We start from the raw sequence: 15,886 nt of genomic DNA, 5'->3' as shown, positions 1-15,886 counted from the left end.
GCCCGGGAATAAGGCTCAGATCGAGCGGGTGACGCCACCGTCGACGCGCAGGTTCTGGCCGGTGATATAGGCCGCGTCCTTCGAGGCCAGGAAGGCGACGGTGCCGGCGATCTCGGCGCTGGTGCCGTAACGCTGCATCGGCACGCCCTGCCGCCGCTCCTCGGTCGCCGGCAAGCTGTCGATCCAGCCGGGCAGCACGTTGTTCATGCGGATATTGTCGGCCGCATAATTGTCCGCGAAAATCTTGGTGAAGGAGGCCAGTCCCGCCCGGAACACCGCCGAGGTCGGGAACATCGCGCTCGGCTCGAAGGCCCAGGCCGTCGAGATATTGACGATCGAGCCGGCCTTCTGGCGCTGCATGATCGGCGTCACCAGCCTGACCGGCCGGATGACGTTGAGGAGGTAGGTATCCATACCGCGGTGCCAGTCCTCGTCGGTGATGTCGAGGATCGGCGCGCGCGGCCCGTGGCCGGCGCTGTTGACGAGGGCGTCGACGCGCCCCCAGCGCTCCATGGCGAGATCGACCAGGCGCTTCAGGTCGTCGTTCGACTGGTTGGAGCCGGTGACGCCGATGCCGCCGAGCTCGGCGGCCAGCGCCTCGCCCTTGCCCGAGGAGGAGAGGATGGCGACAGCAAAACCATCCGCCGCCAGACGCTTTGCCGCCGCAGCGCCCATACCGCTTCCGCCCGCTGTGACCAGAGCCACTTTTTCTACCGACATGCTATCCTCCGGTTCGATGCCGCAGCAGCCAGGGCTGCAGCGGAGTGATTGTCCACCCGCCTTCTAGCATCGGCAACGCCGCGCGGCGAACCAGTTCCACACAGCGAATACAGTAGAAAAACTATTGCATGCCCTCATCCTCCCGTCGCTTGCCACCGCTGAACGGCCTCCGCGTTTTCGAGGTCGTGTCCCGCCATCTGAATTTCCGGCTCGCCGCCGAGGAAATCGGGGTGACGCAAGGCGCCGTCGCGCAACTCATCCGCGGTCTCGAGGCCGAGCTTGGGCTGAAGCTCTTCCTGCGCCGCCCCCAGGGCCTGGAGCCGACGGAGGCCGGCCAGCAATATGCCGCCAAAATCCGGCGCGCCTTCGAGCTGATCGCGGAAGCGACGCGGGAGCTTCGCGCCGAGCCGCAGCGCCTTACGATCAGCGTCACGCCGAGCCTGGCCTCACGCTGGCTCATACCGCGCCTTACCGACTTCACGGCCGCCCATCCCACGATCGACCTGCGGATCGTCGCCACCGACCGCCTCTCCAATTTCGAGACGGATGACGTCGATCTCGCGGTCCGGCTCGGGCAGCCGCCATTCGGGCCGGGGCTGAATGCGGAACTGCTGCACGAGCAGACCGTCATCGCCATCGGCAGCCCCCTGCTCATCGAGAAACTCGGCGATCCCGGCGAGCTCCGGAACTTCGCGCGCTATCCGCTGCTGCACGATGCCCATGACTTCTGGCCGGCCTTCCTCGGCAAGGCATTCCCGGCCGGGGCGCCCGCGTCGGGACAGAATGTGCGCTTCAACCAGACCTCGCTCGCGGTCGAGGCTGCGATCGCTGGGCAGGGCCTCGCCCTGGCAAGCCTTTTCCTCGTCGCCCACGATATCGCGTCAGGCCGATTGGCCCGCGTCCTTGCAGCGGAACTGCCGGTCGATGCCGGCTTCCATATGGTTTTCCCGCGCAAACCAAGGCACCCGGGCCCGGTCGAGGAGGTGTGCCGCTGGCTTGTCGAGGCCGCAGCAGGCAGCCGCCCTGCCCGGTTGGGACCCGCGCCTGGCCCGCAACCGAACACACGCAACGGATAGCCTCAGGCTCGCGCAACAAATTTGCATCCGGTCGACAGGATTGCAGCGCTTCTTTCGGCGCATCTACTCTATCCCTTCGCATCCCTGTGAAGCGAGGCCGCTCCGATGCCCAAGCTTGATCTCGACGCTCTCCAGTCGCAGATGACCGAATGGCGCCGCCACCTGCACGCCCATCCCGAATTCGGCTTCGAGGAGAAGCGGACGGCCGCCTTTGTCGCCGCAAAGCTGCGCGAATTCGGCCTGGACGAGGTCGTCGAGGGCGTCGGGGGCACCGGCGTCGTCGGGACGCTGAAGCGTGGCAGCGGCAACCGCGCCATCGCCTTGCGGGCCGATATGGATGCATTGCGCATTACCGAGCAGAGCGAGCAGCCCTATCGCTCGCAGTCACCCGGCGTGATGCATGCCTGCGGCCATGACGGCCATACCGCGATGCTGCTCGGCGCGGCCAGGCTGCTGGCGGAGGAAGGCGGCTTCGACGGCACCGTGCGTTTTCTGTTCCAGCCGGCGGAAGAATGGGGCCGCGGCGCGCTCGCCATGCTCGATGACGGGCTGATGGAGCGCTTCCCGTTCGAGGAAATCTACGGCCTGCACAACATGCCCGGCCTCGAAATCGGGCGCTTCCAGACGCGCGCCGGCGCGTTCATGTCGGCCGAGGATAATTTCGAGATCGTGCTGAAGGGCGTCGGCGGCCATGCGGCAAAACCCCATGCCGGCAGCGAGGTGCTGGTCGCCGCCTGCGCGCTGGTGATGCAGCTCCAGACCATCGTCTCGCGCCGGCTGAGTCCGGCGGATATCGCCGTCGTCTCGGTCACCGAACTGCTGACCGACGGCACCCGCAACGCGCTGCCGGGAACGGCGCGCATCCTTGGCGATGCCCGCAGCTTCCGCCCCGAGGTCAGCGCGGCGATCGAGCGCCAGATGGGCATCATCGCGCGCGGCACGGCCGAGAGCTACAATCTCAGCCCCGAATTGACCTATACGCGCGAATTCGTGCCGCTGGTGAACGACGCGGCGCTCTCGCAGGAGGCGCTCGCCGCTGCCCGGACCGTGCTCGGCGAAGCCAATGTCGCGACGGCCTCGGAGCCGATGACGGGCTCGGAGGATTTCGCCCGCTTCCTCGACCATGTCCCCGGCTGCTTCGCCTATGTCGGCAATGGCGAGGGCTCGGCGCCGCTGCACAACCCGTCCTATGATTTCGACGATCGCGGCCTGATCCACGGCGCCCGCTTCCATGCCGGGATCATCAGGCACAGGTTGCCCGAGGGCTGAACTGGCCTCGCGAGAGACGAAATCTTTCCCGCAGCCGCCGCTCGGGGAAGAGCCTTCCGAACATCCTGTGATGTATGGAACCAACCCCTACGCCGACCGGCGTAGACATAAGCCTGATCTCGCCTCAACAGGTCTCGAACAGGCTCATGCCCCAAAGCTCAGGCGCGCTTCGGCCGGCGCACGGCCCGCAGCGTGCTCTTGCCGCCATCGCCGCAATAGAACAGCCCGGCGCCGTCCGATTCCAGCCCGGAGAGGCCGACACCGGGCGGCATGGCGAGCGCATCCAGGGTCTTGCCGGATGTGGGGTCGATCCGGCGCAATTCGCACTCGTCGTCTTCCCAGGTGCCGTGCCACAATTCGCCGTCGACCCAGGTCACGCCGGTGACGAAGCGGTTGGTCTCGATGCTGCGCAGCACCTTGCCCGTGGCCGGGTCGACCTGATGAATCTTGCGCTCGCGGTAATGGCCGACCCAGAGCGAGCCCTCGGCCCAGGCGAGCCCGGAATCGCCGCCCTTGCCGGGCGCCGGAATCGTGCCGAGCACCGAGCCGGTCCGCGGATCGATCTTCTGGATGCGGTCCTCGGCGATCTGGAAGAGATGCGTGCCGTCGAAGGCCGTGCCGGCATGGGCGGGGACGTCGATGGTGCGGATGACCTCGCCGCTGGCGGTATCGAGCGCGTTCAGCCGGTCGCCGGAGGCGAACCAGACATTGGCGCCGTCGAAGCTGACGCCATGGACCTTCTCGACACCTGGAAACGGGCCGTAAGTACGGGTGATATCGGCGTTTGCGATCGTCATAACCTGGCTCCTGCGTCTGTTGCGATGCTGGACCCTAGCCAGCCGGCCAGGACACCGTGAGTAACAAACTCGTCGCGAAACCCGGCATGGGCGGCATCACCCAGCGGCGCGCCCGCGCCTGCCCGAAAGACTGGACCTTGCCGGCCTCGGCGAGGGTATCGAGCGCGCGCTGGACGCTGCGCTGGCTCGATCCGAGCGCCAGCGCCAGAGCAGAGCTCGACCATGCCTCGCCGTCAGTCATGAGGGCGAGCACCGTGGCGTGCTTCTCCTCGATCGGGCGTGCCAGCATCGCGATCCCGTTCGCGCGGCGCGGGGCGATGATGAAGCCGCGCCCGGTTGCGCTGATCCGTGCCAGCGGCCGCAATGCCGCGCGCAGGCGGCCGATCTCGACGCGCAGCCTTGCCCGGTGTGATTCATCGGTGAAGCGCGAGCCGAAGGCGGCGGCAATCAGCACATCGCGGGGCGCATCCATCGGCCAGGCTTCGGCCAACGTCCGCAACAGGGCGAAGAGCACGGGGCGCGTCGCCAGCGAAACCGCGTTGTTGCGGTCACGCACGGCATTGCGGCAGGCATCGACGATCAGCGCCTGCGATGCCTGCAGCTCCTCGATCTCGTCGAGCAGCAAGGGGCGCTCGACGCCGTCAGCGATCAGGCGCGCAGCCGGCTCCTCAAGCAGTCGGGTTGCAGCTTCCACCTCGGCGATCAGCGCCGGGATTCTGGCGCGACCGGCTGCCTCTCGCGCTTCCGCCAGCGCGGACTGTGCGTTTCGCGCTTCGACCCTGCGCAAGGCGATGCCGGCGCTTGCCAATCCGTGGACAGCCCGTAACGGCGCCGGAAGCCGCGCGGGATCGATGCCGGTGAGCCGCTTACCCGCGTGGTCGAGCCGGCCGATCAGCAGCAGGCGGCGAATGTCGAGCAGGCGCGCATGCGCGGCATTCTGCCGGTCGCCATGGGCTTCGAGCACCGCGGCGGCTTCATCGAGCCTGCCGGGCGGCCAGCCGAGATCGCGCGCCGCCAGGGCGATTTCGGCTTCGGCGACGGTGCAGCGAGCGCGTGCGACCGCCTCTTTCGGCCCGAAGGCGCGGCCGGCGCGGCGCAGCAAAACCTTGGCACGGGCGAAATCGCCAAGCTGGGCCATCGCGATGCCGCGCAGCGCCAGCGCAGGCGCGTCATCGCGCAAGGCAACGCGGTTCAGCGCACCCAACGGGTCGCCCTTCGCCAAAGCCTGGGCCGCCGCCGTGATCAGCGAGTCCATCGGAATCCCGCCAAACTTGTCACTCCCACCGTCTGCCGCCTCCGCCTTACCACCGATCGCGACGCCGCATCGAGTGTCGAAGCGGTGCGGACATCTGGCGACAGGAGTGAAACACCATGACCAGTCATGCGATCGGAACACGCGAGGAATGGCTTGCCGCCCGGCTCGAACTGCTGGAGGCCGAGAAGGCGTATACGCGGCAGGGCGACGCCCTTGCCGAACGGCGGCAAGCGCTGCCCTGGGTCAAGGTCGAGAAGGATTATCTCTTCCAGACCGAGCAGGGCGACGCCTCGCTCGCCGAGCTCTTCCAGGGGCGCTCGCAGCTCCTCGTCTACCATTTCATGTTCGGGCCGGACTACAAGGCGGGCTGCCCGTCCTGCTCGGCGATCGCCGACGGGTTCAACGGCTCGACCACCCATCTCGCCAATCACGACGTGATGCTCTGGGCGGTCTCGCGGGCGCCGATCGAGAAGCTCCTCGGCTTCCGGGAGCGGATGGGCTGGAGCTTCCCTTGGGCCTCGTCGGGCGAGAGCGACTTCAATTTCGACTACAACGTCTCCTTCACCGAAATGCAGGAGCGGACGCGGGGCATCGACTACAATTTCCGTCACCAGCCGAAATTCGAGTGGCGGACCTCCGGCAACGAGATCGAGCGCTCGCTCGCCGGGATGTCCGGGGTCGACGTCCCCACCTATCATCGCGACCGGCCGGGCCTGAGCGCCTTCATCCGCGAGGACGGCGCGATCTACCACACCTATTCCAGCTATTCGCGCGGCGTGGACGGCGTCTGGGGCATGTATGCCTGGCTCGACCGGGCGCCGAAGGGCCGCAACGAGGCGCAGGGCCCGTGGTGGCTCCATCGCGACCGCTACGCCGCCCGCCAAGCCGTGTCGTGAACGCGACCCGGACAGGTTGCGAGACGAGCCCTGCGTCCGGTCGAGAGACCGGGCGCGGGGCTGCGCCCATATTCTTCGGGACGACGGCCCTGATCTTCGCCGTCGCAGCCATCGTCACGATCCTGTCCAGCGCGGCGATGGAGTCCATGGGCGCGATGCCGATGGCCGGCGGCTGGCTGGTCTCGGGAATCTGGCTGCCGCTCTGCGGCCAGTCCTGGTTCGAGACCGCTGCCTGCTTCCTCGGCATGTGGCTCGTGATGATGATCGCGATGATGCTGCCTTCGCTGACACCGGCGCTGTGGCGCTATCGGAAGGCTTCGTTCGCAGCCGGTGCCAACTGGCCCGGCGGGCTCGCCGGGCTGACGGGCACCAGCTATTTCGCCGTCTGGACCGGCTTCGGCCTGCTCACCTTCCTGCTCGGCGCAAGCCTGGCCCAGGCAGCACTCCAATTTCCCTCGCTCGGACGCCTCGGCCCGATAGCGGGGGCGGTGGCGATCCTGATCGCCGGACTTGCACAGGCTTCGCACTGGAAAGCGCGGCTGCTGGCGGATTGCCATGCGGCTCCCCGCGCATCGGAGACTCCTCCCGGCGCGATTGCGGCCGCAGGGGCAGGCGCCATTCTCGGCCTGCGCTGCTGCCTGTCCTGTCTCGGCCCGATGGCGGCGCTGACTGCGGGCGGCCTCATGGATCTGCGCCTGATGGCCGGCGTGACGATCGCCATCACGGCCGAGCGCGTGTTGCCGGCGGAAACACGCGTCGCGGAGGCCATCGGCGCCCTCATGGCTGCCGCCGGGCTGCTTCTGTTCGTGCAAGTGCTCGGATGAACGGCTCGCCGCAGAACGCCCATGGCGACCAGTTTAGTTCGGCGCCGGCAAAGCTCCTTGACGCAGCGCAAATTCGTTGCTTCATTCGCAGAAGGTATCAATCAGTGGAGTTGATGCATGAAAGGGATCGCCATGGCTCAACCCGCCAACCCTGAGGCCTCTCCCTGGATCGGCGCCGCCGCATCGGCCGCCGCGCAATCGCGCAGCAATATCTTCGAGATGAGCCGGCAGGCCGAAAGCGCGGTGATCGACCCGCGCGACGCGGGCGGCTTTCCCTCCGGATGGCGCCGCGCCGTTGCCGCCCGGATCGCGACGCTGAACGCATTGCCGGAGCTCGCCGCGCATTATCTCGCACCCGTGGCCGATCCGGCCTTGCGCAGCCTCGCCGACCCCGCCGAGGCCGGGCGCGAGCCCCGCGAGCGCAGTGTCATCACCTTCATGGATCGGGTCGCGACCCAGCCGCGCGCTGTGCAGGCCGAGGAGATCGACGGGCTCAAGGCGGCCGGCGTGACTGATGCCGATATCGTGCGGCTCTGCGAACTCAACGCCTTCATGAGCTATCAGTGCCGTGTCCTCGCCGGGCTTGCGGCCCTCAAGGGAGCTTCCGCATGAGCCGGGTCGTGCATCGCTTCACCCGCAACGTGCCGGACTGGCAGCCGCGGGTCACCCCGGTCGACCTCGCCAAGGCGAGCCCCGAACAGCTCGACGCGCTGAAGGTTACGCCCTCCAACACCAAGGTCTCGGATTACGTGCTGGTGCTGGCGCATGATCCGGAGACGCTCAACGTGCGCTCGCCGCTGTTCAACGGGATCATGTACGACCCCGGCGGACTGAGCCGGGCCGAGCGCGAGCTCGGGGCGATCGGCGCCTCGGTGGTCAACCGCTGCATCTACTGCGCAGCCGTACATGCCGCCCGCCACGCGCAGCTCAGCAAGGACACTGCCGTCACCGATGAACTCTTCGCCAATGGCGAGAAGGCCAGGCTCGGCCCGCGCGACCAGGCGATCTTCGACTATTCGGTGAAGCTCTCGCAATCGCCGCCGGCCGTGACCGAGGCCGACACCGCCCGCTTGCGGGAAGCGGGGCTGGACGAGGCCGAGATCGTCGACCTCATCCTGTCCACGGCGCTGTTCGGCTGGGCCAACCGGCTGATGCACATCCTCGGCGACCCCGTCCGCAAAGACGGGTGAGATGAGCCGTCTCAAGATCCTCGAAGCCTATCTGCAGGTCGCCTCGCTCGGCAGCGTCACGGCCGCGGCGAAGCATCTGGGTGTGTCCCAGCCTTCGGTCAGCCGGATGATCCAGGAGCTGGAGCGCGATCTCGGCCAGCCGCTGTTCGAGCGCGTCGGCCAGCGCCTGGTGCTGACGCAGAACGGCATGGTGCTGCGCGACGATGTCGAGCGGGCACTGGCCGGCTTCGTCAACCTGTGGGAACGCGCCCGCGAGGTGATCGGCGAGGCCGAGCCGCCGATCCGGATATCGGCGGTTTCGTCGCTCGCCTTCGGCCTGCTCACCGATGCCTGGAACGGAGCGGATGCGCCACGGCTCGCGATCGAGGTCGAGAATCCCGACCGCGTGCAGAACGCGGTGATCTCCGGCAACGCGCAGCTTGGCGCCACCAGCGCGCCCTTGCTGCATCGCGATCTCGCGCTCGAATGGCTGGGCACCGCGCCTTGCGTGCTCGCCGTGCCCGAGACCGACCCGCTCGCTCAGGTCGAAGGACCCATCGATCTCCATGCCTTGTCGGGGCGGGACCTCGTCGGCATGTCGCTACGCCGAGGCTTTCCGGCGCGAATTCGCGCGGCGCTCCACACGGCCGGCGTCGATGTCCGGGTCCGGATCCGCACGACCTCGACCATGAACGTGCTCTCCTTCATCCGGGCCGGCGCGGGCATCGCGATCGTCGAGCCGCTGACGCTGACCGGCAACCCGACGCCGGGCATCCGCATCCTGCCGCTGGCGACCTCGATCCCCTATTGCTTCGGCGTGGTGACCGCGCGCGGCGTCACCATCTCCTACAAGGCACGCGACCTGATCGCCGCGCTCAAGACGAGTGCGCAGAAGCGGATCGCCGATTTCACCCTGATCCCGCCCGAAGAGCACCAGGCGCTCCTCGCCTCGCTGACCAAACAGGAAACGCGGCTGTGACGACGAAACAGGCCGAGACGCCGGAAGGGCTGGAGGCGCTGAACCGCCGCGTCGCCCGCGAACTCGAACTCTTGACCCTGCCGGCCGCTCCTTGGGTTCCGGAGACAAGCGTCGGCGGCGAACCGGTGCTCGACGTCGCGATCATAGGCGCCGGCATGGCCGGGCTTGCCGCTGCCGCGGCTTTCCGCAATCTCGGCCTGCGTGCCGTCAATTTCGACCGCCGCCCGCAGGGCTTCGAAGGCCCTTGGGCGACCACGGCGCGGATGGAGACGCTGCGCTCGCCCAAGACCCTGACGGGACCGGCGCTCGGCATTCCCTCGCTGACCTTCCGCGCCTGGTTCGAGGCGCAGTTCGGCGCTGCCGCCTGGGAGGCGCTCGACAAGATTCCGCGGCTGATGTGGATGGACTATCTGCGCTGGTTCCGCGAGGTTCTCGCTCTCGATGTCCGCAACGGCCATGAGATCGCGATGATCCATCCCGGCCCCGAGCATGCGACGCTGGAGATCGACGCCGCCGGCACCCGCCGGCGCGTGCTCGCCCGCCATGTCGTGCTCGCCACCGGCCGCGACGGGCTCGGCGGCCCCGCCGTGCCGGAGATCGCCGAGAGCCTGCCGCGCGGGCGCTGGGCCCATTCCTCGGACGAGAACGACTATGCGCAGCTCCGCGGCAAGCGGGTCGCCGTCATCGGCGCCGGTGCCTCGGCGATGGACAGCGCCGGCACGGCGCTCGAAGCCGGCGCGGCCAGCGTCGACCTGCTGATCCGCCGCCGCGACATTCCGCGCATCAACCGCGGCAAGGGCATGGGCCATCCGGGCTCGATCGCCGGCTATCGCCATCTCCCCGATGCCTGGAAATGGCGGATCAACAGCTATATCGCCCGCGAGCAGGTGCCGCCTCCCCGCGCCAGCGTGCTGCGCGTCTCGCGCCACCCGAACGCCTTCTTCCGGCAGGGCACCGCGCTGATCTCGGCCCGGATGGAGGGCGACGAGATCGTGGTCGAGACCAGCGCCGGCCCGATGCGCTTCGATTTCCTGATCTTCTCGACCGGCTTCAAGGTCGACTGGGGCAGCCGGCCCTTCCTCAGGGAGATCGCCGCTTGCGCCCGCAACTGGATCGATCGCGGCGTGCCCGAGGATGCCGAACCCAGCCTCAGTGCCATGCCCGATCTCGGCCCCGCCTTCGAGTTCCAGCCGAAGGTACCGGGCACCTGTCCTGGGGTCGAGCGCATCCATTGCTTCTGCTACCCGGCAATGATGTCTCACGGTACGGTCTCCGGCGACATTCCCGCGATCAGCGACGGCGCCGAGCGGCTGTCGCAGGCGATCGCGTCGAGCCTGTTCCGCGAGGATATCGAGGTGCATTTCCAGCGCGGCCAGGACTATGCCGAGCCGGAGATCTTCGGCGACGAATGGGTACCGATCCTGCCCGAGCCCGTGAAGGTGCCGGTCTGATGCTCGGGTGGCTGCTCCAGCGCGTCGCGCAGGCGCTCCTCGTGATCTTCGCCATGTCGCTCGTGGTCTTCCTCGGGCTGCACGCCGTCGGCAACCCCGCCGACCTCCTGCTGGCGCCGGACGCGACCCAGATCGACCGGGCGGAACTGGTGGCGCGGCTCGGCCTCGACCGGCCGCTCTGGGAGCAGTACCTCAACTTCGCGGGCAGCGCCCTGCAGGGCGATCTCGGCCGCAGCTTCGTCTACAACGTGCCGGCGGTGACGCTGATCCTGCAGCGCCTGCCGGCGACGCTGGAACTCGCCTTCGCCGCGATGATCTTCGCGGTCGTCATCGGCGTGCCGCTCGGGCTCTATGCCGGGCTCTATCCCGAGCGCCTGCTCTCGAAACTGATCCAGACCGGCAGCATCCTCGGCTTCTCGCTGCCGACCTTCTGGGTCGGGCTCCTGCTGATCATGACCTTCAGCGTCTCGCTGGGCTGGCTACCGGCGAGCGGGCGCGGCGAGACGGTGCGCGTCTTCGGGGTCGAATGGTCGTTCCTGACGCTGAACGGCTGGCGCCACCTGCTCTTGCCGGCGATCAACCTGTCGCTGTTCAAGGTCTCGCTGGTGATCCGCCTGACGCGAGCCGGCGTGCGCGAGGTTCTACCGCTCGACTATGTCCGCTTCGCCCGCGCCAAGGGCCTGCGCCGCGGCCGGATCGTGATGATGCATATCCTGCGCAACATCATGATCCCGCTGGTGACGGTGCTCGGGCTGGAACTCGGCTCGACCATCGCGTTTGCGGTGGTGACCGAGAGCATCTTCGCCTGGCCGGGCTCCGGCAAGCTCATCCTCGACAGCATCAACGCGCTCGATCGGCCGGTGGTGATGGCCTACCTGCTGGTCGTGGTGACGCTCTTCGTCATCATCAACCTCATCGTCGACATCCTCTACCGCTTCCTCGATCCGCGCGTCCGCGAGGAGGCCTCGGCATGACCACGGTTCCAGCCGCCGCTTCCGCCCGCCGTCCATCGAGCAGCGCGTTCCGCCGCTTCCTGCGCGCGCCTTCCGCCTGGATCGGGCTCGGCCTGATGACGCTGCTCGTGATCGGCGCCGTGTTCGCGCCGCAGATCGCGCCGCAGAACCCGTTCGACCTTGCCGCCATCGACGTGCTCGATGCCCGGATGACGCCGGGCTCCGTATCGTCCGGCGGCGACATCACCTATCTCCTGGGCACGGACGGCCAGGGCCGCGACCTGTTCTCGGCGATCCTCTACGGCCTCAGAACGAGCCTCACGGTCGGCGTCGGCTCGGCCGTGCTCGCCGGCATCATCGGCATCCTGCTCGGGCTGATCGCAGCCTGGAGCGGCGGCCTGATCGACGCACTGATCATGCGCCTCGTCGACTTGCTGATGTCGCTGCCCTCGATCCTGATCGCGCTCCTGATGCTGGCGCTGCTCGGCAAGGGCATCGGCAATGTCGTGCTGACCTTGGTGCTGCTGGAATGGGCCTATTATGCCCGCACCGCCCGCGCCCAGGCGCTGGTCGAGCGCAAGCGCGATTATTTCGAAGCCGCACGAGGGCTGGGCCTGCCGACCTCGCGCATCCTGCTGCGCCATGTCCTGCCCAATTGCCTGCCGCCGTTGCTGGTCATCGCCGCCTTGCAGGTCGCGCGCGCCATCACACTGGAGGCGACCTTGTCCTTCCTCGGGCTCGGCGCCCCGGTGACGCAGCCCTCGCTCGGCCTGCTGATCGCCAACGGCTTCCAGTTCATGCTCTCGGGCGAATACTGGATCAGCTTCTTCCCGGGGCTCACGCTGCTCGCGGCCATCGTCGCGATCAATCTCGTCGGCGACCGCCTGCGCGAAGTCCTCGATCCGAGGGCACTGAAATGACCGCGCCGCTGCTCGAAGTCCGGAAACTGCGCACCCGCTTCCGCACCGATCGCGGCGATCTCGACGCCGTGCGCGACGTCTCCTTCACCCTGCGGGCCGGCGAGACGCTCGGCCTCGTCGGCGAGAGCGGCTCGGGCAAATCGGTCACCGGCTTCTCGATCATGGGGCTGATCGACCCGCCCGGTCAGGTCGTCGGCGGCGAGATCTTCTTCCGCGGACAGGACCTGACCCGGCTCGACGAGGAGGCGATGCGCTCCTTGCGCGGCAACCGCATCGCCATGGTCTTCCAGGACCCGATGATGACGCTGAACCCGGTGCTCCGGATCAGCACGCAGATGATCGAGACGATCCGGGCGCATGAGGTGATCGACGACATCACCGCGCGTGGCCGGGCCCGCGACCTGCTCGGCACCATGGGCATCCCGAGCCCGGAGGCACGGCTCGACGCCTATCCGCACCAGCTCTCCGGCGGCATGCGGCAGCGCGTCGCCATCGCCATCGCGCTGATCAACAAGCCCGACCTGATCATCGCGGACGAGCCGACCACCGCGCTCGACGTCTCGATCCAGGCGCAGATCCTGGCCGAGGTGCAGCAGCTCACCCGCGAGAGCGGCACCGCCCTGCTCTGGATCACCCATGACCTCTCGGTGATCGCCGGCATCGCCGACGAGATCGCGGTGATGTATGCCGGGCGCATCGTCGAGCATGGCGGAATCGATGCCGTCCTCGACCAGCCCAGCCACCCCTATACGGCCGGGCTGATCGGCAGCCTGCCGGGAGCGAGCGCGCCGGGCGCGATGCTGGTGCAGATTCCCGGCACGACGCCGGACATGGTCGACCCACCCCGGGGCTGCGCCTTCGGGCCGCGTTGTGCCCGCCGCGATGATGCCTGCGAGCGCCAACCTGCCTTCACGGACGGTACGCACCGTTTGCGCTGCTTCCATCCGCTGTCCGGCCCCGCTTCATCGGCCGAGGTGGCGGCATGACGACGAAACCCGCCCCCGTTCCGGCGCTGGAGACGCATAATCTGAGCCGCCGCTTCGGCCGTGCGGACGGGCTCGCGGTCAAGCTGCATCTCGCCAGGCGGCAGCCCGTCATTCACGCGCTCGACGGCATCGACCTGACCATCCCGACCGGCGAATTCGTCGGGCTCGTCGGCGAATCAGGCTCCGGCAAGTCGACGCTCGGGCGCATCGCCGCTGGCCTGCTGCCGCCGAGCGGCGGCACGGCCGCGGTCTTCGGCCGCGATCCGCAGGGCGATCGCTCGGTCCACCGCGACGTGCAACTGATCTTCCAGGACCCGCAGGCGAGCCTCAATCCGCGCATGCGGGTGGCAGAGGCGATCGGCGAGGCGCCGCTGGTCCATGGCATCGCCTCGCGGTCCGAGATCGACGACTATGTCTGCACGCAGATGCGCCGGGCGGGGCTCGACCCGGTCTATCGCCAGCGCTTCCCGCACCAGTTCTCCGGCGGCCAGCGCCAGCGCATCTCGATCGCCCGCGCGCTGGCCATGCAGCCGCGCTTCCTGGTCTGCGACGAGTCGGTCGCCTCGCTCGACGTCTCGATCCAGGCGCAGATCCTCAACCTGTTCATGCAGCTCCGGCGCGAGCTCGACCTGACCTATCTCTTCATCAGCCACGACTTGCGCGTCGTCCAGCACATCGCCGACCGCGTCGTCATCATGTATCTCGGCCGCATCGTCGAGGATGCGCCGGCCGCCCGGTTCTTCGCCCATCCGAACCACCCCTATACGCAGGGGCTGCTGGCGGAGATCCCCGACCTGAAGCAGCGGCGGCGCGTCTATGCGCCGGTGAAGGGCGAAATCCCGAGCCCGGCCGCCCCGCCGCCCGGCTGCCATTTCCACCCGCGCTGCCCGGCCGCCTTCGACCGCTGCCGCGTCGAAAGACCCGCCCTGCGCGAAATCGTGCCGGGCCACCGTTCTGCCTGCCACCTCAACGACGTCGCAGCGGCCCCGGCCCGCGCGCAAACAGGAGAGATCGCATGACGACCAGACTGAGCACATTTGCCCTCTCGGCGGCACTGAGCCTCGCCGCAGGCGCCGCCCATGCGGAAGACCTGCGCATCGGCTTCGGTGACCCGGTCTCGGCGATCGACCCGCAGCTCAACAACCATGCCGGCGACCATTCGGTCTCGCAGCATTTCTGGTCGCGCCTCGTGGCGCAGAAGACCGAGGGCGGCGTGGTCCCCGATCTCGCGGCCTCCTGGAAGAACCTCGCGCCCAATACCTGGGAGTTCAAGCTGCGCGAGAACGCGGTCTGGACCGACGGCAAGCCGGTCACGGCCGAGGATGTCGTCTTCTCCTATGAGCGTGCCCAGGCCGTTCCGGGCTCGGTCGCCAGCTTCAAGGGCTTCCTGCGTAATGTCGCGAAGGTCGAGATCAAGGACCCGCACACGCTGGTGATCACCAGCCGCGCGCCCGATCCGCTGCTGCCGATCAACATCTCCAGCATCTATGTCGTCAGCAAGCATGTCGGCCAGACCGCGACGACGGACGACTACAACAGCGGCAAGGCGATGGTCACCGACGGCCCCTATGCCTTCGTCAGCTATACGCCGGGCGACCGCATCGAGATGAAGCGCAACGACAGCTTCTGGGGCCCGAAGGCCGAGTGGGACAAGGTCAACTACCGCTATATCGCCAACCCGGCGGCGCGCACGGCCGCCCTGCTCTCGGGCGATGTCGACGTCATCGACAAGGTCTCGTTCTCCGATATCGAGAAGCTCGAGAAGAACCCCAAGGTCAAGGTCTGGTCCTATCCGGGCCTGCGCGCCCTGATCCTGCAGCCGAGCTTCAACCCGAACCCGTCGAAATTCATCACCGACAAGGCTGGCAAGCCGCTCGACAAGAACCCGCTGCTCGATGTCCGCGTCCGCAAGGCGCTCAACATCGCGATCAACCGCGAGGCGATCGCGGATCGCGTGGCTCGCGGCGGCGTGACCGTGGCATCGCAGTGGATGCCGGCCGGGAGCTTCGGCTACGATCCCGACCGCGCCAAGATCGATCTCGACCCCAACAAGGCCAAGGCCCTGCTTGCCGAGGCCGGCTATCCCGACGGCTTCAAGCTGACCATGCATGTGCCGGGCGAGCGCTATCCGCTGGCGCCCGAGACCGCGCAGGCGATCGCACAGTTCTGGACCCGTATCGGCGTCGAGACGCAGGTCGAGGTTGTGCCCTTCTCGGTCTATTCCGGCGCGGCCAACAAGAACGAATATGCGATGAGCATGATCGGCTGGGGCAACGGCACCGGCGAAGGCACCTATGCGATGACCGCGATCCTCGCGACCGCCAACGCCTCGAAGGGCCTCGGTGCCTCGAACTGGGGTCGTTACAGCAACCCGAAGCTGGACGAGGCCCTCGCCAAGGCCAGCGCGGAGTTCGACGACGCCAAGCGCGAGGCGATCATCAAGGATGCGGTCAAGGTCGTGATGGACGATGTCGGGATCATGCCGCTCTATCACTACAAGAACATCTGGGCGAGCCGGCCGGACCTGAAGGTCGTGCCCTGGCATAGCGACCGCACCGTCGCGATGCAGGTCAGCAAGGCCAAGTAAGGAC

General features: G+C 68.0%; 16 protein-coding genes. 13 read left to right on the top strand and 3 right to left on the bottom strand.

Annotated elements, in window-relative coordinates; genetic code table 11:
• Positions 1-15 precede the first annotated feature (15 nt).
• On the bottom strand, positions 16-720 hold the full coding sequence (locus tag ACWIEX_RS00605) for an SDR family oxidoreductase (RefSeq protein WP_454031227.1): 705 nt from the start codon (positions 718-720) through the stop codon (positions 16-18).
• Positions 721-848: 128 nt separating this feature from the next.
• On the opposite strand from ACWIEX_RS00605, the gene ACWIEX_RS00600 reads away from it, so the two are divergent.
• Positions 849-1,796, top strand: coding sequence for a LysR substrate-binding domain-containing protein (locus tag ACWIEX_RS00600; protein ID WP_454031226.1), 948 nt, complete (start codon positions 849-851; stop codon positions 1,794-1,796).
• Between the two features lie 105 nt (positions 1,797-1,901).
• Positions 1,902-3,065, top strand: a complete 1,164-nt coding sequence (locus tag ACWIEX_RS00595; protein WP_454031225.1) for a M20 aminoacylase family protein — start codon at positions 1,902-1,904, stop codon at positions 3,063-3,065.
• A gap of 158 nt (positions 3,066-3,223) precedes the next feature.
• Here the strand turns inward: ACWIEX_RS00595 and ACWIEX_RS00590 are convergent, their stop codons facing one another.
• Both ACWIEX_RS00590 and ACWIEX_RS00585 read right to left on the bottom strand, forming a co-directional pair.
• The gene (locus ACWIEX_RS00590) at positions 3,224-3,862 is read right to left on the bottom strand and encodes a Vgb family protein (RefSeq protein WP_454031224.1); all 639 of its coding nucleotides are present in this window, start codon (positions 3,860-3,862) and stop codon (positions 3,224-3,226) included.
• 34 nt (positions 3,863-3,896) lie between these two features.
• The gene (locus tag ACWIEX_RS00585) at positions 3,897-5,117 is read right to left on the bottom strand and encodes a helix-turn-helix domain-containing protein (protein WP_454031223.1); all 1,221 of its coding nucleotides are present in this window, start codon (positions 5,115-5,117) and stop codon (positions 3,897-3,899) included.
• A 116-nt stretch (positions 5,118-5,233) separates the two neighbouring features.
• On the opposite strand from ACWIEX_RS00585, the gene ACWIEX_RS00580 reads away from it, so the two are divergent.
• The 11 genes from ACWIEX_RS00580 (at position 5,234) to ACWIEX_RS00530 (ending at position 15,882) form a co-directional block, all read left to right on the top strand.
• The gene (locus ACWIEX_RS00580; RefSeq protein WP_454031222.1) at positions 5,234-6,013 is read left to right on the top strand and encodes a DUF899 domain-containing protein; all 780 of its coding nucleotides are present in this window, start codon (positions 5,234-5,236) and stop codon (positions 6,011-6,013) included.
• Complete coding sequence (locus ACWIEX_RS00575) at positions 6,010-6,837, top strand: copper chaperone (RefSeq protein ID WP_454031221.1); 828 nt, start codon at positions 6,010-6,012, stop codon at positions 6,835-6,837. The genes ACWIEX_RS00580 and ACWIEX_RS00575 overlap by 4 nt, the downstream gene beginning before the upstream one ends.
• Positions 6,838-6,954: 117 nt before the next feature.
• A complete protein-coding gene (locus ACWIEX_RS00570) occupies positions 6,955-7,449 on the top strand; it encodes a CMD domain-containing protein (RefSeq protein WP_454031220.1) in 495 nt (164 codons plus the stop codon).
• Positions 7,446-8,027 (top strand): peroxidase-related enzyme, encoded by a 582-nt coding sequence (locus ACWIEX_RS00565; RefSeq protein ID WP_091862095.1) that lies wholly within the window; start codon positions 7,446-7,448, stop codon positions 8,025-8,027. Before ACWIEX_RS00570 ends, ACWIEX_RS00565 begins: the two co-directional genes overlap by 4 nt.
• 1 nt (position 8,028) lies before the next feature.
• A complete protein-coding gene (locus ACWIEX_RS00560) occupies positions 8,029-8,985 on the top strand; it encodes a LysR family transcriptional regulator (protein WP_454031219.1) in 957 nt (318 codons plus the stop codon).
• Entirely contained in the window at positions 8,982-10,436 is a 1,455-nt protein-coding gene (locus ACWIEX_RS00555) for a SidA/IucD/PvdA family monooxygenase (protein ID WP_454031218.1), read from the top strand. Before ACWIEX_RS00560 ends, ACWIEX_RS00555 begins: the two co-directional genes overlap by 4 nt.
• A complete protein-coding gene (locus tag ACWIEX_RS00550; protein WP_454031217.1) occupies positions 10,436-11,410 on the top strand; it encodes an ABC transporter permease in 975 nt (324 codons plus the stop codon). Before ACWIEX_RS00555 ends, ACWIEX_RS00550 begins: the two co-directional genes overlap by 1 nt.
• Positions 11,407-12,309, top strand: coding sequence for an ABC transporter permease (locus ACWIEX_RS00545; RefSeq protein WP_454031216.1), 903 nt, complete (start codon positions 11,407-11,409; stop codon positions 12,307-12,309). The genes ACWIEX_RS00550 and ACWIEX_RS00545 overlap by 4 nt, the downstream gene beginning before the upstream one ends.
• The gene (locus ACWIEX_RS00540) at positions 12,306-13,295 is read left to right on the top strand and encodes an ABC transporter ATP-binding protein (protein ID WP_454031215.1); all 990 of its coding nucleotides are present in this window, start codon (positions 12,306-12,308) and stop codon (positions 13,293-13,295) included. The genes ACWIEX_RS00545 and ACWIEX_RS00540 overlap by 4 nt, the downstream gene beginning before the upstream one ends.
• Positions 13,292-14,314: an ABC transporter ATP-binding protein gene (locus tag ACWIEX_RS00535; RefSeq protein ID WP_454031214.1), complete on the top strand. Its 1,023-nt coding sequence runs from the start codon at positions 13,292-13,294 to the stop codon at positions 14,312-14,314. Before ACWIEX_RS00540 ends, ACWIEX_RS00535 begins: the two co-directional genes overlap by 4 nt.
• Complete coding sequence (locus tag ACWIEX_RS00530; RefSeq protein WP_454031213.1) at positions 14,311-15,882, top strand: ABC transporter substrate-binding protein; 1,572 nt, start codon at positions 14,311-14,313, stop codon at positions 15,880-15,882. The genes ACWIEX_RS00535 and ACWIEX_RS00530 overlap by 4 nt, the downstream gene beginning before the upstream one ends.
• Positions 15,883-15,886 lie beyond the last annotated feature (4 nt).

This window comes from Allobosea sp. NPDC055353 (assembly GCF_053644975.1).
Note: the sequence above shows the minus strand (reverse complement) of the source record. Positions and strands in the feature narration are given on the sequence as shown.

Coding starts and splice junctions, on each gene's coding strand:
- ACWIEX_RS00570 (WP_454031220.1), top strand. CDS start 6,955: ATGAAAGGGATCGCCATGGCTCAACCCGCCAACCCTGAGGCCTCTCCC.
- ACWIEX_RS00530 (WP_454031213.1), top strand. CDS start 14,311: ATGACGACCAGACTGAGCACATTTGCCCTCTCGGCGGCACTGAGCCTC.
- ACWIEX_RS00605 (WP_454031227.1), bottom strand. CDS start 720: ATGTCGGTAGAAAAAGTGGCTCTGGTCACAGCGGGCGGAAGCGGTATG.
- ACWIEX_RS00600 (WP_454031226.1), top strand. CDS start 849: ATGCCCTCATCCTCCCGTCGCTTGCCACCGCTGAACGGCCTCCGCGTT.
- ACWIEX_RS00565 (WP_091862095.1), top strand. CDS start 7,446: ATGAGCCGGGTCGTGCATCGCTTCACCCGCAACGTGCCGGACTGGCAG.
- ACWIEX_RS00560 (WP_454031219.1), top strand. CDS start 8,029: ATGAGCCGTCTCAAGATCCTCGAAGCCTATCTGCAGGTCGCCTCGCTC.
- ACWIEX_RS00590 (WP_454031224.1), bottom strand. CDS start 3,862: ATGACGATCGCAAACGCCGATATCACCCGTACTTACGGCCCGTTTCCA.
- ACWIEX_RS00580 (WP_454031222.1), top strand. CDS start 5,234: ATGACCAGTCATGCGATCGGAACACGCGAGGAATGGCTTGCCGCCCGG.
- ACWIEX_RS00540 (WP_454031215.1), top strand. CDS start 12,306: ATGACCGCGCCGCTGCTCGAAGTCCGGAAACTGCGCACCCGCTTCCGC.
- ACWIEX_RS00595 (WP_454031225.1), top strand. CDS start 1,902: ATGCCCAAGCTTGATCTCGACGCTCTCCAGTCGCAGATGACCGAATGG.
- ACWIEX_RS00535 (WP_454031214.1), top strand. CDS start 13,292: ATGACGACGAAACCCGCCCCCGTTCCGGCGCTGGAGACGCATAATCTG.
- ACWIEX_RS00585 (WP_454031223.1), bottom strand. CDS start 5,117: ATGGACTCGCTGATCACGGCGGCGGCCCAGGCTTTGGCGAAGGGCGAC.
- ACWIEX_RS00545 (WP_454031216.1), top strand. CDS start 11,407: ATGACCACGGTTCCAGCCGCCGCTTCCGCCCGCCGTCCATCGAGCAGC.
- ACWIEX_RS00550 (WP_454031217.1), top strand. CDS start 10,436: ATGCTCGGGTGGCTGCTCCAGCGCGTCGCGCAGGCGCTCCTCGTGATC.